This window comes from Gottfriedia acidiceleris (assembly GCF_023115465.1).
In the GTDB taxonomy this organism is placed as follows: Bacteria; Bacillota; Bacilli; order Bacillales; family Bacillaceae_G; genus Gottfriedia; species Gottfriedia acidiceleris_B.
This window is the reverse complement of sequence record NZ_CP096034.1, coordinates 1,664,799-1,689,633: the sequence shown is the minus strand read 5'-3', so window position 1 is coordinate 1,689,633 and position 24,835 is coordinate 1,664,799. Positions and strand designations below refer to the sequence as shown.

25 protein-coding genes are annotated in these 24,835 nt (G+C 33.6%); 3 read left to right on the top strand and 22 right to left on the bottom strand.

The genetic code is table 11. The annotated features are described in order from the left end of the window. Positions 1-79: 79 nt before the first annotated feature. The 3 genes from MY490_RS08050 to mce are packed head-to-tail and all read right to left on the bottom strand — an operon-like array spanning position 80 to position 3,184. Positions 80-1,198, bottom strand: coding sequence for a M20/M25/M40 family metallo-hydrolase (locus tag MY490_RS08050; protein WP_248268744.1), 1,119 nt, complete (start codon positions 1,196-1,198; stop codon positions 80-82). Between the two features lie 38 nt (positions 1,199-1,236). After that, the gene (locus MY490_RS08045; RefSeq protein ID WP_248268743.1) at positions 1,237-2,778 is read right to left on the bottom strand and encodes an acyl-CoA carboxylase subunit beta; all 1,542 of its coding nucleotides are present in this window, start codon (positions 2,776-2,778) and stop codon (positions 1,237-1,239) included. Continuing rightward, the gene (mce, locus tag MY490_RS08040) at positions 2,765-3,184 is read right to left on the bottom strand and encodes a methylmalonyl-CoA epimerase (protein ID WP_248268742.1); all 420 of its coding nucleotides are present in this window, start codon (positions 3,182-3,184) and stop codon (positions 2,765-2,767) included. The genes MY490_RS08045 and mce overlap by 14 nt, the downstream gene beginning before the upstream one ends. Positions 3,185-3,621: 437 nt before the next feature. On the opposite strand from mce, the gene MY490_RS08035 reads away from it, so the two are divergent. Beyond that, positions 3,622-5,283, top strand: coding sequence for a M4 family metallopeptidase (locus MY490_RS08035; RefSeq protein ID WP_248268741.1), 1,662 nt, complete (start codon positions 3,622-3,624; stop codon positions 5,281-5,283). A gap of 222 nt (positions 5,284-5,505) precedes the next feature. Then, the gene (prli42, locus tag MY490_RS08030) at positions 5,506-5,598 is read left to right on the top strand and encodes a stressosome-associated protein Prli42 (RefSeq protein WP_156339731.1); all 93 of its coding nucleotides are present in this window, start codon (positions 5,506-5,508) and stop codon (positions 5,596-5,598) included. Positions 5,599-5,670: 72 nt separating this feature from the next. Here the strand turns inward: prli42 and MY490_RS08025 are convergent, their stop codons facing one another. Further along, entirely contained in the window at positions 5,671-6,177 is a 507-nt protein-coding gene (locus MY490_RS08025; protein ID WP_248268740.1) for a L,D-transpeptidase, read from the bottom strand. Between the two features lie 22 nt (positions 6,178-6,199). Next, positions 6,200-7,159: an aromatic acid exporter family protein gene (locus MY490_RS08020; RefSeq protein WP_248268739.1), complete on the bottom strand. Its 960-nt coding sequence runs from the start codon at positions 7,157-7,159 to the stop codon at positions 6,200-6,202. 148 nt (positions 7,160-7,307) lie between these two features. Between MY490_RS08020 and MY490_RS08015 the strand changes: the two genes are divergently transcribed. Continuing rightward, entirely contained in the window at positions 7,308-7,832 is a 525-nt protein-coding gene (locus MY490_RS08015) for an acyl-CoA thioesterase (protein WP_248268738.1), read from the top strand. A 66-nt stretch (positions 7,833-7,898) separates the two neighbouring features. Here MY490_RS08015 and MY490_RS08010 read toward each other — a convergent pair whose 3' ends face one another. The 17 genes from MY490_RS08010 to buk form a co-directional block, all read right to left on the bottom strand. After that, a complete protein-coding gene (locus tag MY490_RS08010) occupies positions 7,899-9,449 on the bottom strand; it encodes a solute symporter family protein (protein WP_248268737.1) in 1,551 nt (516 codons plus the stop codon). Continuing rightward, positions 9,446-9,790 (bottom strand): DUF485 domain-containing protein, encoded by a 345-nt coding sequence (locus MY490_RS08005; protein WP_248268736.1) that lies wholly within the window; start codon positions 9,788-9,790, stop codon positions 9,446-9,448. Before MY490_RS08005 ends, MY490_RS08010 begins: the two co-directional genes overlap by 4 nt. 339 nt (positions 9,791-10,129) lie before the next feature. Beyond that, positions 10,130-10,852 carry an amino acid ABC transporter ATP-binding protein gene (locus tag MY490_RS08000; RefSeq protein WP_248268735.1) on the bottom strand — a complete coding sequence of 241 codons (723 nt, stop codon included), beginning with the start codon at positions 10,850-10,852 and terminating at the stop codon, positions 10,130-10,132. Next, positions 10,845-11,504 (bottom strand): amino acid ABC transporter permease, encoded by a 660-nt coding sequence (locus tag MY490_RS07995; RefSeq protein ID WP_248268734.1) that lies wholly within the window; start codon positions 11,502-11,504, stop codon positions 10,845-10,847. The genes MY490_RS08000 and MY490_RS07995 overlap by 8 nt, the downstream gene beginning before the upstream one ends. Before the next feature lie 78 nt (positions 11,505-11,582). Next, positions 11,583-12,923: an aspartate aminotransferase family protein gene (locus MY490_RS07990; RefSeq protein WP_248268733.1), complete on the bottom strand. Its 1,341-nt coding sequence runs from the start codon at positions 12,921-12,923 to the stop codon at positions 11,583-11,585. A gap of 96 nt (positions 12,924-13,019) precedes the next feature. Then, complete coding sequence (locus MY490_RS07985) at positions 13,020-13,775, bottom strand: transporter substrate-binding domain-containing protein (protein WP_248268732.1); 756 nt, start codon at positions 13,773-13,775, stop codon at positions 13,020-13,022. A gap of 453 nt (positions 13,776-14,228) precedes the next feature. Then, positions 14,229-14,711 carry an NUDIX hydrolase gene (locus MY490_RS07980; protein ID WP_248268731.1) on the bottom strand — a complete coding sequence of 161 codons (483 nt, stop codon included), beginning with the start codon at positions 14,709-14,711 and terminating at the stop codon, positions 14,229-14,231. A gap of 451 nt (positions 14,712-15,162) precedes the next feature. After that, entirely contained in the window at positions 15,163-15,600 is a 438-nt protein-coding gene (locus MY490_RS07975) for a BrxA/BrxB family bacilliredoxin (RefSeq protein WP_248268730.1), read from the bottom strand. Positions 15,601-15,712: 112 nt separating this feature from the next. Then, positions 15,713-16,024: a hypothetical protein gene (locus MY490_RS07970; RefSeq protein WP_248268729.1), complete on the bottom strand. Its 312-nt coding sequence runs from the start codon at positions 16,022-16,024 to the stop codon at positions 15,713-15,715. Between the two features lie 90 nt (positions 16,025-16,114). Continuing rightward, the gene (locus tag MY490_RS07965) at positions 16,115-16,354 is read right to left on the bottom strand and encodes a hypothetical protein (protein ID WP_248268728.1); all 240 of its coding nucleotides are present in this window, start codon (positions 16,352-16,354) and stop codon (positions 16,115-16,117) included. 126 nt (positions 16,355-16,480) lie between these two features. Then, positions 16,481-17,731, bottom strand: a complete 1,251-nt coding sequence (locus MY490_RS07960) for an MDR family MFS transporter (protein WP_248268727.1) — start codon at positions 17,729-17,731, stop codon at positions 16,481-16,483. Positions 17,732-17,902: 171 nt separating this feature from the next. Further along, entirely contained in the window at positions 17,903-18,379 is a 477-nt protein-coding gene (locus MY490_RS07955; RefSeq protein ID WP_248268726.1) for a GNAT family N-acetyltransferase, read from the bottom strand. A gap of 358 nt (positions 18,380-18,737) precedes the next feature. After that, the gene (locus MY490_RS07950; protein WP_248268725.1) at positions 18,738-20,069 is read right to left on the bottom strand and encodes a dihydrolipoamide acetyltransferase family protein; all 1,332 of its coding nucleotides are present in this window, start codon (positions 20,067-20,069) and stop codon (positions 18,738-18,740) included. Between the two features lie 27 nt (positions 20,070-20,096). After that, positions 20,097-21,080, bottom strand: a complete 984-nt coding sequence (locus MY490_RS07945; protein ID WP_098844809.1) for an alpha-ketoacid dehydrogenase subunit beta — start codon at positions 21,078-21,080, stop codon at positions 20,097-20,099. A 16-nt stretch (positions 21,081-21,096) separates the two neighbouring features. Further along, complete coding sequence (locus tag MY490_RS07940) at positions 21,097-22,101, bottom strand: thiamine pyrophosphate-dependent dehydrogenase E1 component subunit alpha (RefSeq protein ID WP_248268724.1); 1,005 nt, start codon at positions 22,099-22,101, stop codon at positions 21,097-21,099. Positions 22,102-22,198: 97 nt separating this feature from the next. Continuing rightward, positions 22,199-23,620 (bottom strand): dihydrolipoyl dehydrogenase, encoded by a 1,422-nt coding sequence (gene lpdA, locus MY490_RS07935; RefSeq protein WP_248268723.1) that lies wholly within the window; start codon positions 23,618-23,620, stop codon positions 22,199-22,201. Positions 23,621-23,639: 19 nt separating this feature from the next. Next, complete coding sequence (gene buk, locus MY490_RS07930) at positions 23,640-24,740, bottom strand: butyrate kinase (protein WP_248268722.1); 1,101 nt, start codon at positions 24,738-24,740, stop codon at positions 23,640-23,642. Positions 24,741-24,835: the final 95 nt, after the last annotated feature.

The window sequence follows — 24,835 nt, the reverse complement described above, 5'->3', positions numbered from 1 at the left end:
TAACTATTAAAACAGATGAAAAAAAGGGCGCCTATCTATCAGTTAATCCGATAGATAGGACAGCCCTTTTTTTACTTACTTATTTAGCAACTTCTTCTACAATTGCAATAACCATTTCAGCAGTTTTTACTAACTCTTTAATTGGCATTCTTTCATTTGTAGTGTGGATTTCTTCATAACCAATTGCTAAGTTTACAATTGGGAAACCGTGACCTGCGAATACGTTCGCGTCAGATCCTCCACCACTTTGTTTTAAAGCAGGAGTACGTCCAATTTTTTCAGCTGCACGTTTCGCAACTTCAACAACGTGGTCTCCTTCACCAAATTTAAATCCAGGGTACATAATTTGAACTTCTACTTCAGCACGTCCACCCATTTCAGTAGCTGCTTCTTCAAAAGCAACTTTCATTTTAGCTACTTGAGCTTCCATTTTTTCACCGATTAATGAACGAGCTTCAGCTAAAATATTCACTTGATCACATACGATATTTGTTGCACTTCCACCTTCGAAACGTCCAATATTAGCAGTCGTTTCTTCGTCGATTCGACCAAGTGGCATTCTTGCAATTGCTTTTGAAGCAATCGTAATCGCTGAAACGCCTTTTTCAGGTGCAACGCCTGCATGTGCTGTTTTACCATAAATAGTCGCAATGACTTTAGCTTGAGTTGGAGCTGCTACGATAATGTTACCTACTTCTTCATCGCTATCTAATGCATATCCAAATTTAGTAGTAATTAATTTTGGATCCATTGCTTTAGCACCATGTAATCCAGATTCTTCACCAACTGAGATAATGAATTGAATTTCACCATGCTCAATATTTTGTTCTTTGATGATTTTTATAGCTTCTAAAAATGCTGCAATACCAGCTTTATCATCTGCACCTAGAATTGTCGTTCCGTCAGTAACGATATATCCATCTTTGATTGATGGCTTGATTCCTTTACCTGGAGTTACTGTATCCATATGACAAGAGAAGAAAATACCGTCAACGCCTTCTTTCGTAGCAGGAATTGTAGCAACAATATTTCCAGCACCGTGACCTGTAACACCCATTGTGTCGTCTTCAAAAACATTCATTCCAAGGGCTTCTAATTTTTGTTTTAAAACCTTTGCAATTTCAGCTTCAAACTTAGTTTCAGAGTCTACTTGTACTAATTCTAAAAATTCTTCAACTATACGTTGTTCATTAATCATTTGTGTCATGCCTCCAAATTGAATATGTAAAAAAATGTCTACAAAGGTATATTACCATGTTTTTTTGCTGGGCGCTTTTCATTTTTGTTTTTTAATACTTCTAATGATTGAATAAGCTTTTTTCTAGTCATCCTTGGATCTATAACATCGTCAACTAAACCGTATTTTGCAGCAACATAAGGATTAGAAAATTTCTCTTTATATTGATCCATCCATTCTGATCTTAACTCATCTGGTCGATTACTTTGAGAGATTTCTTTTCCGTATAATATATTTACAGCACCAGCAGCACCCATTACAGCGATTTCAGCGTTTGGCCATGCAAATACTAAATCTGCTCCAATTGATTTACTATTTAATGCAACATATGCTCCACCAAAGGCTTTTCTCGTAATGACTGTAACTTTTGGAACTGTTGCCTCAGAGTACGCATATAAAAGCTTAGCACCATGCCTTATTATACCTCCATGCTCCTGTTTTACACCAGGGAAAAACCCTGTCACATCAACAAAAGTGATGATTGGTATATTAAAACTATCACAAAAACGAATAAATCTAGCCCCTTTATCAGCTGAGTGTAAATCTAATCCTCCCGCCATAAATTTAGGCTGATTACAAACGAGTCCTACTACTTCACCATTTAATCTAGCAAATCCTACAACTAAATTTTTAGCGAAATCTTTTTGAACCTCAAAAAAGGAATCATCATCTACAATCATTTCTATTATTTTTTTAACATCATAAGGTCGACTACTTTCATCAGGAATTAACTCCATTAAATCATCTATATCTTTTTCAGTTTTCATTTTAGTAGGTGCTTTTTCTTCCCAATGTGCCGGTAAATATTCCATTAAATTTCTAACGACCTTAAGGGCTTCTTCTTCCGACTCAGCTTGGAAATGAGCATTTCCACTTATCTCATTATGGACTTTAGCTCCACCTAAATCCTCTGCAGAGATCTTTTCACCTGTTACACTTTCGATTACCTTTGGTCCAGTAATAAACATTTGGCTAGTTCCATTAACCATGATAACGAAGTCAGTAATTGCTGGTGAATAGACTGCACCACCTGCACAAGGCCCCATAATAACTGAAATTTGTGGTACGACCCCAGAATAAATCGTATTTCGGTAAAAAACATGTCCATAACCATCTAACGAAAGGACACCTTCTTGGATTCTCGCACCACCTGAATCATTTAAACCAATAATCGGAGCCTTACACTGTACTGCCATGTCCATTAATTGACTTATTTTTTTCGCATGCATTTCTCCTAAAGCACCGCCGAACACAGTAAAATCTTGCGAAAAAACAAAGACCGTTCGATCGTTAATTTTTCCATAACCTGTGACAACTCCATCACATGCACCATTTTGTTCATCCATTCCAAAATCTGAACAACGATGCTGTACAAAACTAAATAACTCTACAAAACTCCCTTCATCTAACAGCATGTCTATTCTTTCTCGTGCTGTATACTTTCCACGTTCATGTTGTTTCTCAATCCGTTCAAATCCTCCACCTTGCTCTATTTCAGATATCTTTTCATATAGTTTATAAAGATCATCATACTTGCTCATTAAACTCCCCCCTTTTTTGAACAATTTCGATTAATACGCCGAATTGTTTAGGGTGTATAAAGGCAACTTTTGAACCCTCACTCCCATTACGTGGTGAATGATGAATTAAATTGAATTGGCGTTTTTTTAGTTCTAATAGTGATTTTTCGATGTCATCTACTTGAAAAGCAATATGATGCAATCCTTCACCTTTTTTTTCAATATATTTATGTACAGGGTTCGTTGATGTAAGTGGTTGGATTAATTCAATCGTAATTCTATTTGTTTTAAAAAATGCGACTTCTACACCTTGGTCTTCAACTATTTCTCGATATGAGTATGATAAGCCTAACTCACCCTCATACTTTTTAATACTATCGTTTAAATTTTTTACACAGATTGCCATATGATCTATATTTGTGAACATTTTTTGCCCTCTCCTTCAAATCAATGCTTTTTTTAGAAACATATGAGATTTTTTTATGTACTGTAATCTGTTCAAAAGCACATAAGCTATTATTTAAACAATATTCAAGAAAGTGGACAAACATGATTAAAACGTAGCTATAAAACCGTTTTTCAAGTGGTGATAATAAAAATGAAACTATTTTGAACATAGAACAGTAAGCTAAACACCAAAATTACAAGCAATTAAAAAAAGTTCGACGGCATTCCCCCAACTTTTCACTTATAATAAAACAATATGACTATTTCACAATTGAGTGGTAATTTAGATTCGATATAAAAGACTTATTTTTCCAAAAAAAAGTGCAATTATTGCAGTTTTTTGTAGTTTGTAAACCTACTAGATTACATGATAATATTAGCTCGTTATCATTAATTGTTAACTGGGGAGGAATTTAAGTGAACAAAAAAGTCTTAGCAGTTGGGTTATCTTTAGGATTGGCAGCAAGTAGTTTTTCAGTAACAAATACATATGCTGCACCAAAAAATGTGTTATCTAGCTACAAGTACAATGAATCTGTAGGATCACCTGAATTTGTTTCAGGTCAGCTCACAAAGCCATCAACTCAAAGTCCTGAGAGCATTGTACTAGGTTATGTCAATGCTAACAAAGATAAATTTAAACTCGGTTCCAAATCCTCAGAAGAATCATTCATCATTAAGTCTAGCAATAAAGATATGTTAGGTACCGCTCTCCGACTACAACAAGTATATAATGGTGTACCTGTATGGGGCTCTACTCAAACAGCATTAGTTGCAGACGATGGTGTTCTAACAGCTTTCTCTGGTACGATAGCACCTAATCTAGATACAAAAAAAGGACTTAAATCCGAAAAGAAAGTAAATGCCAACAAATCTATTAAAATTGCAGAAGCCGACCTTGGTTATACTCCTACCTATGAAAAAGACCCTACAGCAGATCTAGTAGTTTACACAAATGGTGATGAAGCAACCTATGCTTACCTTGTAAACTTAAACTTCCTTTCTCCTAAACCTGGAAACTTTAATTATTTCATTGATGCATCAACAGGAAAAATATTAAATAGCTATAATAATTTAGATGAAGCAGATAGTAGTGCCCCTGCTGCAAAACCAGGTGGTACAGCAAGTAGTACAAATACAACTGGAACAGGGGTTGGTGTGCTTGGTGATACAAAAACACTAAATATGACCCTATCTGGTTCAACTTATTATTTACAAGATAATACTAGAGCCTCAAATGGTATTTTCACGTATGATGCGGCAAACCGACAACGTCTTGCTGGTACACTTTGGACAAGTCCTGATAACCTTCTAAATAGCGCTTATGATGCAGCTGCAGTTGATGCACATTATTTTGCTGGTTTAACATTTGATTATTATAAAAATGTTTTTGGACGCAATTCCTATGATAATAAAGGCGGTGCACTAAAATCGAGTGTCCATTATGGCCGTAATTACAATAATGCGTTTTGGAACGGTACACAAATGGTTTATGGTGATGGTGATGGTACAACATTTATTTCATTATCAGGGGGTATTGACGTAGTAGCACATGAGTTAACTCACGCTGTAACAGAAACTAGCTCAAATTTAACTTATCAGAATGAATCTGGTGCACTAAACGAAGCAATTTCTGATATTTTTGGTACATTAATAGAGTTCTATAATAATAAAAATCCTGATTATCTGATTGGTGAAGATATTTATACACCAAAAATTGCAGGTGATGCACTTCGTTCGATGAGTGACCCAACTAAATATGGAGATCCAGATAACTATGCAAATCGTTACACTGGAACATCTGACAATGGAGGAGTTCATACAAATAGCGGTATTATTAATAAGGCTGCTTATTTAGTTGCTCAAGGTGGGACTGCTTACGGCGTGACTGTTACAGGAATCGGAAATGATAAACTAGCTCAAATTTTCTATCGTGCAAATACTGTTTATTTAACAGCTTCCTCTACTTTCAGTCAAGCACGTGCAGCATGTGTGAAAGCAGCTTCTGACCTTTTTGGTACCAGCTCCGCTGAAGTAACTACCGTAAATAAAGCATTTGATGCGGTTGGAGTTAAGTAAAATTTTAATTTCATTTTGAGTAAATAAGGGATGTCTCGTAAGCTAAAAATGCTTATGAGACCCTTTTTTATTTCGTAAAAAGATCACCTATTTATTTGGCAAGGGAATTAAAGAAGCTGAGACTGTAAAAAATATCCTACATATGCTAAAATAGGACAACACTTGTATGATTCTAATGAATAATTAATTAATTGTAATTCTTTAATATAGGGTGGTAATCACATGAGAAAAAAAACACAAAAAGTAGTCGTTATGATTATGTTAATTTCAATGCTTGCTACTACTTTACTTGCAGGTATCGCTGCAATGTTATAAAAGGACAAATAATATGGAAAAAGAGGATTCATCATCAAGATCTCTTGAGATTTTGATGATAAATCCTCTTTATTATTTGATTGCACCTTGTTCACGAGCTAGTTGTTCAAATGAACTTGATGATGTAGTGATGAACACTTTCGTTCCATATGGGATTTTATCAAAAAGTTCATTCACATCATTTGTGTACATTCTTACACATCCATTTGAAATATATTTACCAATTGATGAAGGGTCATTATTTCCATGTATACCATAAATCGATCCGTCTGTACCTAATGCGTCAAAACCAATCCATCTTGTTCCTAGTGGATTTTTAGGATCCCCTCCTGGAATATTCTTTTTGCGCCAATATGGATTTTTGGCTTTATATGTAATATTAAAAATACCTTCAGGAGTTAAATCTGCTGTTTTTCCGGTAGCAATTCGATAAATCCTTAGGACCTTACCATCTTCTATATATGCCAAATTATTTACTTCTTTATTAATAATAATAAATGGTTCTCCTACCCTTGGATTTTGTCCAAGTGGCCATACTGGACCAATTACTAAAATTAGTGATAGAACTAGTTTAAGCAATTAAAGCAACTCCTTTTTAATTTCACTTAACGTATTTCCCCTTATACTTTGATTTCATAATCAAAAAACTTTCCATTTCATTGATGATGGTTAAAACCGCTGCACGAGTTTCAAAATCATCAGATGTTTGTGGTAGTGGCATTTCACGAAACATGTGATAAATTTCTTCCAACTGATGTAAGCAGATAACGCCACTTATAATTGGATTTATTGAAAAGCTTAAATCATTAAAAAATTTGGATAAAATATGAGATTGTTCGTTGCTTACTTTAATGTCACAAACTGTGTCAATGATACGGTGGATTATTTCAAGTTGCCGTTCTCTTAATAAAAAGTATTCATAATCTTCATCATTGGATGATTTAAAATAATGATTATCAATTTCTAATTTCGAAATTCTTTTTGCTTCTTTAAGTAATTTTACAGTTTCATCATATTCTTCTAAAAAACACTTATTAGCTGGTTCTTTTAAATAAATAGAAATCTTCTCAAAAATAAAACAAAATTTAGAATCAATTTGTACTTTAAAGTTTTTTATTTGATCATCTAAACTAGGCATATATAAATTACAAAGTAACGCTACACCAATTCCTATTACAATTACAGTTAACTCATCTACTATAATTGGTACTGTAATTTTTTTTAGACCATATAGATGTAACATGATAACAGCACTAGAAATGACTCCTTCTTGAATTTTAAGCCTTACTAAGCTTGGAATAAAAAATAATAGTAATATTCCAATCGCTAAAGGTGTATAACCAAAAATATGAAAGAAAAAAATACAAAAAAGGATGATCAGCACGCATGCAGACAATCTTCTTAATGCTGTATCTAATGAACGCTTTTTAGTAGTTTGTATACATAATATTGTTAATGTACCCGCAGATGAGTAAAAATGAACTCCCACTGATTGCGCAATAAAAATTGCAACTGCACTCCCTAACGCCGTTTTAACAATCCTTGAACCAATTCTATACATAAGATCACCTATTATTTATGCTTTACTTTATGTAGTATTTGATTCATTGAATAGGTCAATATTTCTAATGAAAATTTCATCTCATAATTACGCTTAATAAAAAATAGATTGGTAAAAATATCATTATTCTAATAAAAGGTGTGAATTTATGAGTTCAAAATATTGCCATGAATCGCGTTCAGCATTAACCGTTCGAGTTTTCCCTACTGACTTAAACAATCACCAAACTTTATTTGGTGGAAAAATTCTTGCAGATATGGATATGACTGCTTCAATTACTGCTTCTAAACATGCAAGATTGAAATGTGTAACTGCTTCGATTGACCATGTAGACTTCTTACATCCTGTTACAGAAGAGGATTGTATCTCTTATGAATCCTTTGTCGTCGTTACAGGTACTTCATCAATGGTAATTTTCGTAAAAGCGATTGCAGAGAACTTGATTACAGGTAATCGCCGTGTTGCAGCTACTTCATTTCTAACATTTGTTGGAATGAAAGATAATAAAACGGTACCAGTTCCATCTATCATTCTTGAAACCGAAGAAGAACGCGAACTTGCTGAAATAGCAAAAGCAAGAATTGAAAATCGTAAAAATAATAAATTAATCAGTAAAAACATAGAAACGATTATCTCTACAAAACCTTTAAAATTAAAACAAAGTGATGAGTAAATTAATATGTTCCTAAATAAAAAAGAAACTGAAAAATTTTCTCCAGTTTCTTTTTTCTCATTATGATTAATGCGTAGAAATACTTGAAATACCATGACCAGTATTTGACTTCACAAGAATTTCATCAAATTTAGCTTCATTTTCTTTCTTACTTGAAAGAATTGTACCTAAATAAGCGGCTATGAATCCTAAAGGAATCGATATAATCCCCGGATTCGTTAAATTAATGAATGGATCTCCAACAAAAATGGCTTTTCCTTCTATTGGACTCCAAATATTTGGACTTATTGCTACTAGTATGATTGCAGATATTAATCCAGTTAACATACCAGTAATTGCGCCAGTCGTATTAAAACGTTTCCAATAGATTGTAAAGAGTATGACTGGTAAGTTCGCGCTTGCAGCAACAGCAAATGCTAAGGATACTAAAAAGGCAACATTTAATGTTTGTGCAAATATTGCAAGTAAGATTGAGATTAAAGCAACTCCAATCGAAGCATATCTAGCCATTGAAACTTGCTCTTTTTCAGTTGCTTTACCTTGTTTTAAGATTTCATTGTAAAAATCATGTGCAAACGCAGATGCAGCAGTTAATACTAGCCCTGCTACTACGGCAAGTATAGTTGCAAATGCTACAGCTGAAACAAAAGCAAATAAAAAGTTACCACCTAATACTTCAGCTAAAAGTGGCGCTGCCATATTTCCTGCTGGATTTGCTTTTATTATCTCAGAATTTCCAACAAATGCTGCTGCCCCAAATCCAAGGAAAATCGTCATGATATAAAATGCTCCGATTAACCATGTTGCATAAACGACTGATTTTCGTGCTGTTTTCGCATCACTCACTGTAAAGAAGCGGACCAGTATATGAGGTAAACCGGCAGTTCCAAGAACCAGTGCCAAATTTAATGAAATGGTATCTAATCCATTTGTATATTTTACACCTGGATTTAAAAACGAGTCCTTTAGAGGAGTTGCCGTTCTCATTTGGCTAAACATTTCATTAATGTTGAAATTAAATTTAGCAAAAACGATGATTGAAATGACTAATGTTCCAAGCATAAGAAGGATTGCCTTTACGATTTGCACCCAACTAGTAGCCCTCATACCTCCAAATATTACATAAACAGTCATTAAAATACCTACTATTAAAACAGCAGTCGTATAATCAATTCCTAGTAATAATTTAATCAGTGCACCAGCACCAACTAGTTGTGCAATCATATAAAAGATTGAAATCGTCATTGTATTTAACGCAGCTACCCCTCTTACTTTTCTTTGATCAAATCGCGCAGCAATCATATCTGCTAACGTGTATTTTCCTAGATTTCGTAAAGGCTCTGCAACTAAATATAAAACGACTAAATATGCAACCAAAAATCCGATGCTATAGAAAAATCCATCGAATCCAGTTAAAGCAATCGCACCTGCAATTCCTAAAAAGGATGCCGCTGACATATAGTCACCTGCAATTGCAAATCCATTTTGCCATCCAGTCAATCCACCTCCTGCGGTATAAAAATCTTTCGCATCTTTTGTTTTTTTAGAAGCGTAATATGTAATAACAAGCGTTCCTAGTACAATCATTAAAAATAATGTAAATGCCGTCGTATTCAAATTTCCTCCCCACCTTTATTTAACTTTTCCAATACTCCTTCTGCCATTTTGTCAAAGGATTCAGCTTTTTTACTGTAAATCAAACATAATACCCAAGTCATAATAAATTGAGCAAATGCAAACATCCAAGCCCATGTTACCTCTCCAAATGCTTTTGTATTAAGTGCTTTAGAGTAAGAAGTCATTAATGGTAAAGCAATGTAAAAACAAAAAAAGAATAATGACATTGGCAGAATAAACTTTCTTTTTGCTTTCAGTAACTGTTTAAACTCATGAGATTTTGCAACTTCCGAGTATTTGCTTTGAGTTATACTCGTACTAGAGTTTTGGTCCAATTCCATCATCATACTCTCCTTTCAAGTTTTTATTTCTTGAAAATTTGCAAATATTAGTGCAATTAAAATAAAAGAATATTTAGAAACTAAGATAATTTTATTTCATTTTGATCCACTTTAATAAATGTTTTCGATAGACAAAAATTAACAAGTTCTAATGATTAAAAATTTTTTTGTAGAATTTGAGAACGAGCTGAAGTCGAAATACAAGAAACACCTGTTGGCTTACAAACCTAAAACAAATTTAGACATTTTTTAAGCAATTCAATGAATTTTTTGTCAATAAAAAAATCCCTCTTTTCTGATGAAAAGTAGGGATTCTTCAAATTTAAGTGATTAAATGACTTATAAAACTTTCTCAAGGAATAACTTAGCACGATTTGTTTTTGGTCTTGTAAATAATTCGATTGGAGTTGAATCCTCAACTAGATTTCCTTCGTCTAAGAATAGAATTCGATCTGCAACTTCCTTTGCAAAACCCATTTCATGTGTAACGATGACCATTGTCATACCAGTATGAGCTAATGATTTCATTACTTCAAGTACTTCTTTTACCATCTCTGGATCTAGAGCTGATGTTGGTTCATCAAATAGCATTACTTTAGGTTCCATTGCAAGTGCTCTTGCTATAGCTACACGTTGTTTTTGACCACCTGAAAGTTTAGGAGGATAAACGTTTGCTTTTTCAAGAAGTCCAACTTTTTCAAGTAGTGCCTTTGCATTTTCTTCTGCTTTAGCCTTACTCATACCTTTTACATTAATTGGGGCATACGTAATATTTTCTAGAACTGTCATATGTGGGAACAAATGAAAATGCTGGAATACCATACCTACATCTTCTCGAATTTTCATTATATTACTTTTAGGATTTGTAATTTCAATATCATCCATCCAAATTTCACCATTTGAAGGAGCTTCTAATAAATTCATACAACGTAAAAATGTAGACTTTCCAGAACCAGATGGGCCAATTACAGCTACAACAGATCCTTGCTCAATTATAGTTGTTATTCCTTTTAATACATGAACATTTCCAAAGCTTTTATTTAAATTAGTAATTCTAATCATTTGTACGCATTCTCCTTTCAACAGATTTACCTAGAAGTGATAGGATCATAATGATAATGTAATAAATTGCAGCTACAAAAATAAGTGGCTCCATAAATGAGTAAGTTTCCCCACCTACTAAGAATGCTCTTCTCATTAAATCAGATGCACCAATTACTGTTACCATTGCTGATTCCTTCGTTAACGTAATAAACTCATTCATTAAAGCTGGTAAAATATTTTTAAATGCTTGAGGTAAAATAATTTTTGACATCATTTTACGGTAAGGAATTCCTAAAGCTGAAGCAGCTTCTTGTTGCCCTTTATCTACTGCTAGTATACCTGCACGGATAATCTCTGATACATAAGCTCCTGAATTCAAACCAAAAGCCAATACCGCTGCTGGAAACTTTTCGATGTCGAAACCAATTAATTGTGGTAACCCATAATAAATAATCATTAATTGCAAAACCATCGGTGTTCCACGAAAAATTGAAGTATAAAAATCAGCTATTACAACTAACCATTTTGAACGGCTAATTTTCATTAATGCAAGTAATATTGCTAAAACAAGACCTAATAAAATTGAACAAACAACTACTAATAGTGTTAATTTTAATCCGGCCAATATATATGGAATTGAAGGGACAATTTGAGAAAAATCTAAGTTCATATTGTAGTACTCCTTTACTATTTGTCTTTTAAATTGCAAAGTTTATTCGACAAAGTCTGTTTAGATAAAGAGCACTGGTTAGAAACCAATGCCCTTTGTTTCATATAATTCATATCCAATGGATTGCTCATATTCTGTTAATGCTTCATCTAAGATTGCTAACCCATCATCGATTTGATTCTTTGTAACTGTTAATGGTGGAATCATTCGAATTACTTCACTGTTATTACCACAGAAGTAGAATAAAACACCTTTTTCCAAAGCAAGATCAAGAATTTTAAATAATCCATCACCGTTTGGTTCTTTTGTAGCTGGATTAATGATTTCAATACCAATCATTAAACCAATTGAGCGAATGCTTCCAATTACCGGATGCTTCTCTTTTAATGCATTCAATTTTTCTACTGCATAAGCTCCGACTTCTCTTGTATTTTCTAAAAGCTTTTCCTCTTTAATAATTTCTAAAACAGCAAGTGCAGCTGAACAAGCTATTGGATTCCCTCCAAATGTTGTTCCATGACTACCTAGTGGCCACTGTTTCATTAGTTCATTTGATGCTACAGTAGCACTTAAAGGAATACCATTTGCAATACCTTTTGCAATTGCCATAATATCTGGCGTTACATCAAAAGTTTGTGCAGCAAACCAATCTCCTGTACGACCAAATCCAGTTTGAACTTCATCAAAAATTAGTAAAATATTATTTTTATCACAGATTTCTCGTATTTTCTTTAACCATGCTTTAGGTGGTACTACATATCCACCTTCACCTAGAACTGGCTCTACAATAACTGCAGCAACTTCTTCTGGAGTTACTTGATGATTAAATAATCGTTTAAAATCTTTTTCTAATTGCTCTACTACATATTGTTCTTCATCATAACCTTCAGGGCATTCTGAAACATTTGCATAAGGAATTTGATAAGAGCCTGTTGGTTGTAAAAATTTTCGATACTTACTTTTTGATGTCGTAACACTTAATGCTCCCATAGAACGGCCATGGAAACAACCAATAAATGAAACAATATAAGGACGTTTAGTAGCATGTTTAGCTAGCTTAATAGCACCTTCAATCGCTTCAGTTCCACTATTACCAAAAAAGAAAGTATCTAAGTTACCAGGAAGAATTTCAGCCAACTCATCTGCTAGCTTTAAAATCGATTCGTAAATAATGACACCCGATGGACCATGTGCTAAAGAATCTGCGCCATCTTTAATTGCCTGTACTACTTTTGGATGACGATGTCCAACATTTGTAGTAGCAATGCCAGATGTAAAGTCTAAGTACTCTTTACCATCTACACCATAGTAGTAACAGCCTTCTTCCTTTACAACTGGTAAGTTAGGATGATCCTTTGCCATGCTTGGCGCAAGACGTAAAGGCATTTTCTCTAATAAGTGACTCCAATCTTTTTCCATCAATAATTCCTCCCTGATTACAACAAAAACTTATCATTTCTATATTTCTCGCCATACCCTATTGGTTTATCTTTTAGACTATTAAAATCTTACGTATTACTTTATTTCACCGAACCATTTTTTAATTAATTTATCAACAGTTCCATCTTCTTTTAATTCTTTTAGTGCTTTATCAAATTTAGGTGTTAATTTACTTCCTTTTGGAAGAGCTACTGCTGAACCAGATTGTTCAAAGAAATCTTGCATTAATTCACCTTGCATTTCAGGTAATTTATTTAGATAACCACTAGCTACAGATTGTTCGATAACAACAGCATCAAATCTTCCAGCTTTTAATTCTTCTACCATCTCAGGGATACGGTTACGGTTTTCAACTTTAAATCCAATCTTTTTAGAAACTTCAATTGCTTTTGTTTCTTGAATTGAACCAGCTTGTACACCAACTGTTTTTCCTTTTAAATCTTCAACACTTTTAATGTTTGAATCTTTATTTACAACTATTTCATTTTGATCAGTGAAATATGATTCAGTAAAATCTGCATTTTTGGCACGCTCAGGTGTCTTTTTCATACCGGCCATAATAAAATCTACTTTATCTGCATTCATCGCAGTAATTAATGAGTTAAAATCAATATCTTTTACTTTAATTGTGTATCCAGTTTTTTTACCAAGCGCTTTAGCTAAATCAACATCAAATCCGACTATTTTGTCATTTTTTGTGTCAATAAATTCATAAGGCTTATAATCCGCACTTGTTCCTAAGGTTAAGGTTTTATCATCTGACTTGTTACAAGCAGATAACATTCCAATTGATAATGCTGATGCAGCTAAAACTCCGACTATTTTTTTCATTAATGCTTCCCCCTAATTTTTTAAAAATTCAAACTTATTATTTATATTATCTTTATTAGTATTCTATTAAACAACCATTTTTTTCGAATGAATAATTATTCCACAAAATGAATTTTAACACATACTAATAAATATGCAAATATATTTTTCAGTATTTCGACAAAAAAATTAGATATAGCTTCATTTTACAGGGATATTTTAAAAAATATATTTTCATTAATATTCATTACGTTTATATATTTATTCAAATAAGCGAATAAAAGAGTTGTTATTAAACTTTTCAAACTTTTCAATAAATTTTCGACAAATCTTGCAAATCACTACATTTTACATTTCCGAATACCTGAATTCCCCCTAATTTAAGCGTTTTCATACTTATTTATAAAAAAAATACCATTTTGGTAATGGTATTTTCATAAAAATGATTACATTATTCATTCATAAATTATTTGATTATATTAAAACAACCTCTTCTATTACTACATCAACAACCTTATTCTCCTTATAATAAAAGGAATAGTGATGATTTCGCTCATTATTTAATAGTATTGGAAGAAAATAAGGAATACACTCCCCTACTCCTTGATTTTTTTCATCTATTACCCAATCAATTTTTTTCCAATCTAAAATTCCTTCATCTATTTTTAAAGGCGTATCATATTTTAAACTATTAGAAACCTTGGCCAGGAATACGTACATACCTCCGAAATCCACTTCTTCTTCATGCCAGGTCACTTTACCTTTATAAGTTATATCTTTCAATTCAATCTGTATACCGGTTTCTTCTGCAATCTCTCTTTGAACGGATCTTTCGATTGTTTCTCCTTTTTCTATTTTTCCACCAACACCATTCCAAATTCCCATTGTAGGAGCATTTATACGATTTAACATTAATAGTTCATCATTTCGTTTGATAAAACATAAAGTATATTTCACAAATTCCCACTTACCTTTCAAGCATATTAGTAAATTTTATTCACATTAATTATGGCATAATTTGCTAGTAATTTGTTTGCAAAACAACTTTACTAATTATTTAGAATATTTTAAAATTTAATTAATATATTAGTAACACAAAGGAGAGGTGTGTTGTGGATCAATCAAATATTATCGATTTAAGCCAATATAGAAAATTAAAAAAACATAGATCAGAATCCTTCGCTTTTCGCGTAAAAAACGATGAGACAGCATATAAGGATGCATTAATGTTATTAATTTTTACATGCTCTTTAGCTGCATTATCTTTCTTCTTTATCTTTTATTTTATTTACAAAATAATTAATTAAAACGCTTCATTTAAAATACAGTTTACATAATAATAATATTATGTACAAAAAAAGTACAAAAATTTATGGAATTCCCCTCATAAATTTTTGTACTTTTTTATTTAAATTTCTTCACAAAATTGGTCGAAATAATTTTGAAGTTTTTGAATGACTTGCATTGGATCATGACCTTCAATTTCATGACGCTCAACCATCGCAACAAGTTCACCGTCTTTTAAAAGTGCAAATGACGGAGATGATGGTGCTTTACCAGTAAAATATTCACGAGCTTTAGCAGTAGCTTCTTTATCTTGCCCTGCAAACACAGTTACTAATTGGTCTGGTCTTGCATCATAGTGCACTGAATGTGCTGCTGCAGGACGAGCAATACCACCAGCACAACCACATACTGAGTTTACCATTACAAGTGTAGTGCCTTTCTTTTCAAGTGCTTGCGCAACTTCCTCAGGTGTTTTTAACTCTGCATAACCAGCCGCTACGATTTCTTGACGTGCAGTATGGACAACATCATTCATAAAAAAATTAAAATTCATATTCATTTCATCTACTCCTTACATGCTTTTTTTCATCTTACCAATTTAGCGGCTAATAATTCAAGCTTTTGAACCTGCTAGTTTTATTATATTTCAAGTGAATTTTTTAACGTCTTAATTATTCATTGACTAAATCTACGATTACATTCGGTAAATGAGCTAAAGTAGATATGGCGTATTGGTAATCTTCATTTAATTCTTCAACAACTCGTATAACGGTTACGAATGGATTTTTTATGACAAACTGATCAATCTTTTCCACATCTCCTGCAATAAATAAAACTTTTGCATCAATTTTATTTTTTAATCCGATTGAATGTAATGTGGATAAAACATTTTTCATTAGCTCTTCTTCTTGCTCACTAGCACCTTCTAATATTACACAGTCCCAACTTAATAACTTAAGCTGATCAAAAAGAAGTTCGTCCATATCTCTCCCTCCATATCGCTTGTTTATACAATATATGAGGAAATAAACGAAAGCATACTATTTTAGTATGAAATGGAAAAACTCTAATATTTAAGCTTCTCCAATTCCGAACGCCAAAATTAAAAAGAAGAAGAAAATAAAGGTGATCATATTTAAGACTACGCCAAGAATAATATTTGTAAGTTTTTTTGAGAGGAATGCAAAAATTACCCCTGCTATGGATAAGATTAAGAAACATAAAAGGAATTGTTTAGTGTGATCATTCATAAAAAGAGCTATAACTATACTGATACCAACCATCAATAAAGAAAGCCTACCATATTTATTCAAATAACTACACATCCTCGCTATTTTTTTCTTACATTAAATGTATCAAAATTAAATACTGGTATGAATGGAAAATTATATTGACAACTTAACACTCTGAAAAAAAAAGAACGCTTTAAAAGCGTTCTTTTAAGAATTAACAGTTAATTTTGTATCCGATTCACCCTTGACTTCTTTTCTTTTTTGAAAAAGTCTATTTACAAAAAACATCATTGGAAAACTTATAAAAGCGATTGCACTAATAATAACAAATCCATGGCCACCATTTTCATATCCGAAGTAAGCTAGTAAACTTCCACCAAGCGCTGGACCGAAAACGAAACCGAGTTTTGAGAATCCCATTGCCCCAAAATAAGTTCCTTTTAATTCTTCAGGAGCAAGCTGATCGACAAATACATCTGTAAATGTAAATGCAAATATTTCTCCTACAGTTAACACAATCATAACGATTGCTAATAAGAAAAAGTTAGTAAATAACCCAAATCCAGCAACAGCTAAACTAACAATCACATTACCAATCATCATTGATACAGTTGGAGAAAAATTCTTCATTCTACTTACAATTGGGAATTGAAGTATTACTACAGTTACTGCATTGATTGTTGTTAAATATGCATACAGTTTCACGCCATTATGAAACTGTGGTGCGTTCGCAAAATATTGAGACATTGTTGAAAAGCTTTGCGAATAACCAAGACCATAAAAACAGATTGTTAGAATCGTTAAAGCAAAGATGATATCCTTACGTAAAATAGAAAAAGATGCCTTCATCGAAACTTTGTTCGTTGTCGAAGCAGACTTTCCTTCTCCAATTTTATACTTTGATAACATAAATAATAATGTTAAACCATAAATAAAGTAAACAATTCCAGATAATACAAATGGCAATGTGCTTTTAGAGCTTCCTAGATATAAACCAACTAATGGACCAACTGCAACTCCAACATTAATAGCAGCATATCGCAAATTAAACACTAACAGTTTTGATTTCTCGTCGGTTAAATCAGAAAGTAATGCTCTTGAAGAAGGTTCGAAAAATGATGAACAAATATTTAAGATCGAGTTCAACACGAAAAACCAGGCGAATGAATTTCCTAGTCCAAAACCAACTAATGTTATAGACCATAAGAAAATACTCGATAATAAAATAGTTTTCCTTCCAATACGATCAGAAAGAGTTCCTCCAATAAAACTGAAAAACACCCCTAAAAAAGATGAAACTGTTAACATAAGCCCAACCATTGCAGGTGAGATCTGTTTAACTGAAGTTAAATAAATAGCTAAAAACGGCATACTTACTGTGCTAGCAAATCTAACGAATAAAGTTCCAATTACAATATTCCAAGCAACAGGATGTACGGCAGATAAATTTTTAAACATCTTATCCCCCCTATTTCTCTAAGATGTCACATATTTGTAAATTATCTTACAAATGTTACAGTTTGTAAAGATTTTAGTTCAGGATCTAAAAATGAGCTAGAGGTTGTGTAAAGGTAAATGGTAAGCATGAAGCCCGTGGAAAAGAGGATTAGAGAGATGAGGTGTGGCATCCTATTCTCTATTGTTTTTCATATTGTGATAAAGATTGTCTTTTAAAATAGCCATGAATCGGTTTTTACTATTATCAATCACTTCGAAGCCATATTTGCGATATAAGTTGTGAGCATCTCTTGTGCCAAGCATGAATGTCCGTACTGTTGATAGTTTTTCATAACACATGATTTCTTCCATTAGCCATTTTGATAAGCCTTGTTTACGATATTCTGGGAGAATAAATACATCAGCTAAATAAGCAAATGTGACGCCATCTGATACGACTCTTGCGAAGCCTACTTGGGTTGGGTCACTTTCTCCTGGATTCCCCTTGTATACGCCAAAGCAGTAAGAACCTTTGATAAATCGATCAATATATTCATAAGGAATTTCATTTGCCCAATATGAATCTTTGTCTAAAAAGTTATAAATAACGTCTCTGTTTAATAATTCTTTATTTGTTGATATGTAATAGCCATTTTGTTCAACTAGCATAAATTCCACTCCTTTTTATAATATCGGAGAATTTTATATTTATTAATTTTATCATAAGTCACTAAAAAAGGGCTATTTCTATTTCTGGATAAAGGACACACATATAATCCTTTTTATATTGATAAAATACTGATTTTATTTCTATAGAGTGGTAATTCCTATGGTTTTTTCATTTTGAATGAATTATGTGGCCATTTTAAGATCATTAGCGTAATTCATTTCTATTTTTGTTTATGAAGAATTTAATTGCAGAACCTCTATCTTTATTTGCACCTCTCAAAACGATTTTAATTTTCTCATTTCACAAACTAACATAAAAAAGAGATTGCCCTTAAGACAACCTCTTTTGTTTATAAAATTAATATACGTTCGTATTTTCTTTTGTTGTATTTTCTAGGATTTCTTTTACTCTTCCTAAGAATTTACCACAAATGAAGCCGTCAAGTACACGGTGATCAAGTGATAAGCATAGGTTAACCATATCGCGAACACCAATCATTCCGTTAACAACAGCTGGGCGTTTTACGATGCTTTCAATTTGTAAAATTGCAGCTTGTGGGTAATTAATGATACCCGCGCTTTGAATACTACCAAATGATCCAGTGTTATTTACTGTGAATGTGCCACCTTGCATTTCGTCTGATTTTAACTTACCAGTACGAACTTTTGTAGCTAATTCAGTAATTTCACGTGCGATACCTTTGATTGTTTTCTCATCAGCATTTTTAATTACTGGAACAAATAATGCATCGTCTGTTGCAACAGCGATCGATAAGTTAATATCTTTCTTTTGGATGATTTTGTCTCCAGCCCACATTGAATTAATCATTGGATATTCTTTAAGTGCTTGCGCTACAGCTTTAACAAAGAATGCAAAGAATGTTAAAGAGAAACCTTCTTTTTTCTTGAAAGAGTCTTTAATGCTGTTTCTGTAATTAACTAAGTTAGTAACATCTACTTCGATCATCATCCAAGCGTGTGGAGCTTCATGTTTACTACGTAACATATTTGAAGCAATTGCTTTACGTACACCTGTAACTGGAATTTCAATATCGCCAACTGCTGTTGGAATAACAGGTGCAGGTGCTGTATTAGGTGCTGCTACTTGAGCTGTAGGAGCAGTTTGTGCTACAACTGGTTGAGCAGGAGCTTCAACTGCAACAGGTGCTGGTGCCGCTTGAGGTACACCATTTGCGATTGCATTTAAAACATCTTTTCGAGTAACTCGACCATTATTTCCTGTACCAGGAATTAATGAAAGATCAAGATTATTTTCTTGTGCTAATCGAAGTACAGCTGGAGAATAACGAACTTTACCAGACTCATCAGTTTTAGCAATAGTTTGAACCGGTGCAGCAGCTACAGGAGCTTGTGCTGGTGCTACAGGTGCAGCTTTTTCAACTGGTTTAGTTTCTTCAATAGTTGTAGCAGCTACTTCACCAGAAGCACCTTCAACTTCAATCGTACAAATGATTTCACCAACTGCTAAAGTTTCACCTTCATTTGCGATTAATTCTTTAATCACACCAGAAAATGAAGATGGTACTTCAGCATTAACTTTATCTGTCATAACTTCAGCAAGTGGATCGTATTTATTTACACGATCTCCTACTTTTACTAACCAAGTACTGATTGTACCTTCTGTTACACTTTCACCTAATTGAGGCATTTTAATATTTTCGATCATCATTATGTCCCCCTTTTTCAAACAGTGCCATTAAAATGCTGCAAGTTCTCTAGCCGCTTTTTCTACTTTATCTGGATTAACCATAAAGAATTTTTCCATTGTTGGAGAATAAGGCATTGCCGGAACATCAGGGCCAGCAAGGCGTGCGATTGGCGCATCTAATTCAAATAAACAATTTTCAGCAATAATTGCTGCAACTTCGCTCATTATACTTCCTTCTTTATTATCTTCAGTTACTAATAAAACTTTTCCTGTTTTAGAAGCAGCTTCGATAATAGATTCTTTATCTAATGGATAAATTGTACGTAAGTCTAAAACATGTACAGAAATACCATCTTGAGCTAATTTTTCAGCAGCTTGAAGAGCAAAATGTACACATAATCCGTAAGTGATGATTGTGATATCTTCACCTTCACGTTTTACGTCAGCTTTTCCAATTGGAAGTACATAATCAGTTTCAGGTACTTCACCTTTAATTAAACGATAAGCACGTTTATGCTCAAAGAAAATTACTGGGTCGTTATCACGAATTGCTGCTTTTAATAAACCTTTCACATCATAAGGTGTAGAAGGCATTACAATTTTTAATCCTGGTTGACCTGCAAATACCTTCTCAACAGATTGAGAGTGGTAAAGTGCACCGTGTACACCGCCTCCATAAGGAGCACGAATCGTAATAGGACAAGTCCAGTCATTGTTTGAACGATAACGAATTCTTGATGCCTCAGAAATAATTTGGTTTACTGCAGGCATAATGAAATCAGCAAATTGCATTTCAGCTACTGGTCTAAGTCCGTACATTGCAGCACCAATACCAACACCCGCAATTGCAGATTCTGCAAGTGGTGTATCTAATACACGATCCTCACCAAATTGATCATATAGACCATGAGTCGCTTTAAATACTCCACCTTTTAATCCAACGTCTTCCCCTAATACAAATACTTTTGGGTCGCGTTCCATTTCCTCTTTTAACGCTAAAGTTACTGCATCTATATAAGAAATTACTGCCATATTGTCCTACCCCCTCTTATTCTTCGTAAACAAACTTCAATGCATGCTCAGGTGCTGCATATGGAGCGTTTTCTGCGTAGTCAGTTGCTTCATCAACGATCGCACGAATTTTTGTATCTATTTCTTTTTCTAATTCTTCTGTTAACACACCAACTTCATGAAGGTATTTAGCAAATGTAAATAAGCAATCTTTGCTTTTTGCTTCTTCTACTTCTTCACGAGAACGGTAAATACGATCATCATCATCACTAGAGTGTGCAGTTAATCGATAAGATACAGCTTCAATTAATGTTGGGCCTTCTCCACGACGAGCACGATCAACCGCTTCTTTTGTTACACGATAAACCTCTAAAGGATCATTTCCATCAACAGTGAAACCAGGCATACCGTATCCAATTGCACGATCAGATACTTTTTCACATGCTAATTGCTTCTCAATTGGTACTGAGATAGCATATTTGTTATTTTCACACATGAAAATTACTGGTAACTTATGTACACCAGCAAAGTTTGCGCCTTCATGGAAATCACCTTGGTTAGAAGAACCTTCACCAAATGAAACCCAAGAGACAATATCTTTACCTTCCATTTTTGCAGCTAGAGATACACCTACAGCGTGAGGTACTTGAGTTGTAACTGGAGATGATCCTGTAACAATACGATTTTTCTTTTGTCCAAAATGACCTGGCATTTGACGTCCACCAGAGTTTGGATCTTCTGCTTTTGCAAAACCAGAAAGCATTAATTCTTTTGCTGTCATTCCAAATTGTAAAACAACACCCATATCACGGTAATATGGTAATACGTAATCTTTTGTATTATCTAACGCATATGCTGATCCAACTTGAGCTGCTTCTTGACCTTGACAAGAAATAACGAACGGAATTTTACCAGCACGATTTAATAACCACATACGCTCATCAATACGACGTGCCATTAGCATTGTTTCATACATACTAAGAACGTCATCATTTGATAGACCCAGCTGTTCATGACGGTTTGAAGTTGTAACCTTTTCCATAAATATCCCCCTTTTACCACATACATGTGTGGAAGCGTTTTAAATCATTATAGTGATGAAATGTAGAGATTTGATCTCTACATTTCAATTTTTTAAATTAAGAGTGAATTGCTAATCCTTCTACTGCAAGTGCTGCTTCACCAATCGCTTCAGATAATGAAGGATGTGGATGAATTGTATGAGAAATTTCCCAAGCAGTTGCATCTAAAACTCGTGCTAAACCTGCTTCAGAGATCATATCAGTTACATGAGGTCCTATCATATGGACACCAAGAAGATCATTCGTCTCTTCATCAACAATTATTTTAACAAATCCATCATGCTCACCATAAACTAAAGCTTTACCGATTGCACGGAATGAAAATTTTCCTTTTTTAACTGTATAACCTTTTTCTTTTGCTTCACGCTCAGTTAAACCAACAGATGCAACTTCTGGATTACTATAAACACACTTACTAACCATTGTTGGATCTAATGGAAGTGGAGTATTACCTACAATATGCTCAACTGCAATTGTACCTTCTCTTGAAGCAACATGTGCTAATTGTAAGCCACCAATAACATCTCCAATTGCGTAAATATGTGATTCTTTAGTTTGGTAATTGGCATTTGTTTGGATAAAACCATTTTCAACTACGATGTCAGTATTTTCTAATCCAATTCCTTCAACATTCGCTTGACGGCCAACAGATACTAACATTTTTTCAGCAGTGAAAGATTTCTCAGTATCTTTATGAAGTGCATTAATTCTAACACCATTGTCGATTACTAATGTTTCAGCTAAAACTTTTGCATCAGTAACTAATTTAATTCCTTTTTTCTTTAATAATCTAGTCATTTCTTTAGAAATTTCTTCGTCTTCTAAAGGTAAAATTGTTTTACTATACTCGATTACTGTTACCTCAACACCAAAATCTGCTAACATTGAAGCCCACTCAATACCGATTACACCGCCACCAACGATAATAATTGACGCTGGAAGTGACTCCATTTTTAACGCCTCATCAGATGACATTACGTGCTCACCATCAATTGTTAATCCAGGTAAAGACTTTGGTCTTGAACCAGTTGCGACTAATACGTTCTTAGGAATTAGCATTTCGTTCTCGCTACCATCGTTCATTTCTACTGAAATTGTTCCTGGCATTGGTGAGAAGATTGAAGGTCCTAAAATACGTCCTAAACCATTGTATACATCAATTTTCCCTTGTTTCATTAAGTGTTCAACACCTTTATGAAGCCCGGCAACAATATTTTCTTTTCTTTGTTGTACTTTGCTAAAGTTTAATGTTACGTCTGATGTTTCAACACCAAACTCTTCACTTTTCTTAGCAGTTGAAAAAACTTCAGCACTACGTAAAAATGCTTTACTTGGGATACAGCCTGCATGTAAGCAAGTTCCACCTAGTTTATTTTTTTCTACTACCGCTACTTTTAATCCTAATTGAGAAGCACGAATAGCAGCTACATAGCCACCTGTACCGCCACCGAGTACGACTAAATCATATTCTGTTGCCATGATGAAATTCTCCTCACATTTATACTAAAGATTTAACTGCAAATTCTCCAGGATAGATTTTTGCTTCTTCTTCTTCTCGAAGTACGCGAAGTGCACCTTCACAAAGAGCTTGAAGTTCATTTTCACCTGGTAAAACAATTACACGTGCCATCCATTTAACTCTTTTAGTTATTTCATTAACAATAAAATCACTATAAGCAATTCCACCTGTTAATATAATTGCATCAATATGGCCTTCAAGAACAGCTGCCGCACTTCCAATTTCTTTTGCGACTTGGTAAGCCATTGCTTCATATACTAATGCAGCTTTTTCGTCACCATTTTCAATCATGCTTTCGACTTTAATTGCATCTGCTGTTCCAAGATAGCTAACTAATCCACCTTGACCAACCATCATTTTTTGAACTTCGTTAATATAGTAGTCACCAGAGTAACAAAGTTTTATTAAATCACCAATTGGTACAGTTCCAGCTCGCTCTGGACTGAAAGGTCCTTCACCATCTAAACCGTTATTTACGTCAATTACGCGTCCTTTTTTATGAGCACCAACACTCACACCTCCACCCATATGGGCGATAATAAGGTTTAAATCGTTATATGACTGATCTAACTGTTTTGACACTTTACGTGCTACAGCTTTTTGATTTAAGGCATGGAAAACACTTCTTCTTTCCATAAGTGATTGTCCGCTAATTCTTGCAACCGGATCTAATTCATCAACAACTACTGGATCAACGATAAATGCTGGGATGTTTAATCCTTGTGCAATCTCATTAGCAATGATTCCACCAAGATTTGAAGCATGCTGACCACTATAACCTATTTTCAAATCTTCTAACATGATTTCATTTACTGCATAAGTTCCACCTTCGATTGGTCTAAGTAGTCCACCTCGACCACATACAGCACTTAATTTAGAAATGTTAATGCCTTCTTTGTGTAGTACCTCTAAAATAACATTTTTTCTAAATTCATATTGATCAATTATTGTTTTGTATTTATTTAATTCTTCATCGTCATGGCGTATTGTTTGTTCAAAAATTGGTTTTTCATCATCAAATACACCAACCTTTGTGGATGTGCTGCCAGGATTAATTACTAAAATACGATGCATTGTCAACACTCTCCTCCTAAATGTTTACCTTACTTTTATAACTAGAAAGAAAGAGCTTCACTCTTTCTTTCTATCTAAAAAATAAAGGAATTACTCATAAT

Excerpts from the sequence above, each read along its gene's own strand:
- MY490_RS08050 (WP_248268744.1), bottom strand. The coding sequence starts at position 1,198 with ATGATTAATGAACAACGTATAGTTGAAGAATTTTTAGAATTAGTACAA.
- MY490_RS08045 (WP_248268743.1), bottom strand. The coding sequence starts at position 2,778 with ATGAGCAAGTATGATGATCTTTATAAACTATATGAAAAGATATCTGAA.
- mce (WP_248268742.1), bottom strand. The coding sequence starts at position 3,184 with ATGTTCACAAATATAGATCATATGGCAATCTGTGTAAAAAATTTAAAC.
- prli42 (WP_156339731.1), top strand. The coding sequence starts at position 5,506 with ATGAGAAAAAAAACACAAAAAGTAGTCGTTATGATTATGTTAATTTCA.
- MY490_RS08020 (WP_248268739.1), bottom strand. The coding sequence starts at position 7,159 with ATGTATAGAATTGGTTCAAGGATTGTTAAAACGGCGTTAGGGAGTGCA.
- MY490_RS08015 (WP_248268738.1), top strand. The coding sequence starts at position 7,308 with ATGAGTTCAAAATATTGCCATGAATCGCGTTCAGCATTAACCGTTCGA.
- MY490_RS08005 (WP_248268736.1), bottom strand. The coding sequence starts at position 9,790 with ATGGAATTGGACCAAAACTCTAGTACGAGTATAACTCAAAGCAAATAC.
- MY490_RS08000 (WP_248268735.1), bottom strand. The coding sequence starts at position 10,852 with ATGATTAGAATTACTAATTTAAATAAAAGCTTTGGAAATGTTCATGTA.
- MY490_RS07995 (WP_248268734.1), bottom strand. The coding sequence starts at position 11,504 with ATGAACTTAGATTTTTCTCAAATTGTCCCTTCAATTCCATATATATTG.
- MY490_RS07990 (WP_248268733.1), bottom strand. The coding sequence starts at position 12,923 with ATGGAAAAAGATTGGAGTCACTTATTAGAGAAAATGCCTTTACGTCTT.
- MY490_RS07985 (WP_248268732.1), bottom strand. The coding sequence starts at position 13,775 with ATGAAAAAAATAGTCGGAGTTTTAGCTGCATCAGCATTATCAATTGGA.
- MY490_RS07975 (WP_248268730.1), bottom strand. The coding sequence starts at position 15,600 with ATGAATATGAATTTTAATTTTTTTATGAATGATGTTGTCCATACTGCA.
- MY490_RS07970 (WP_248268729.1), bottom strand. The coding sequence starts at position 16,024 with ATGGACGAACTTCTTTTTGATCAGCTTAAGTTATTAAGTTGGGACTGT.
- MY490_RS07960 (WP_248268727.1), bottom strand. The coding sequence starts at position 17,731 with ATGTTTAAAAATTTATCTGCCGTACATCCTGTTGCTTGGAATATTGTA.
- MY490_RS07955 (WP_248268726.1), bottom strand. The coding sequence starts at position 18,379 with ATGCTAGTTGAACAAAATGGCTATTACATATCAACAAATAAAGAATTA.
- MY490_RS07950 (WP_248268725.1), bottom strand. The coding sequence starts at position 20,069 with ATGATGATCGAAAATATTAAAATGCCTCAATTAGGTGAAAGTGTAACA.
- MY490_RS07945 (WP_098844809.1), bottom strand. The coding sequence starts at position 21,080 with ATGGCAGTAATTTCTTATATAGATGCAGTAACTTTAGCGTTAAAAGAG.
- MY490_RS07940 (WP_248268724.1), bottom strand. The coding sequence starts at position 22,101 with ATGGAAAAGGTTACAACTTCAAACCGTCATGAACAGCTGGGTCTATCA.
- lpdA (WP_248268723.1), bottom strand. The coding sequence starts at position 23,620 with ATGGCAACAGAATATGATTTAGTCGTACTCGGTGGCGGTACAGGTGGC.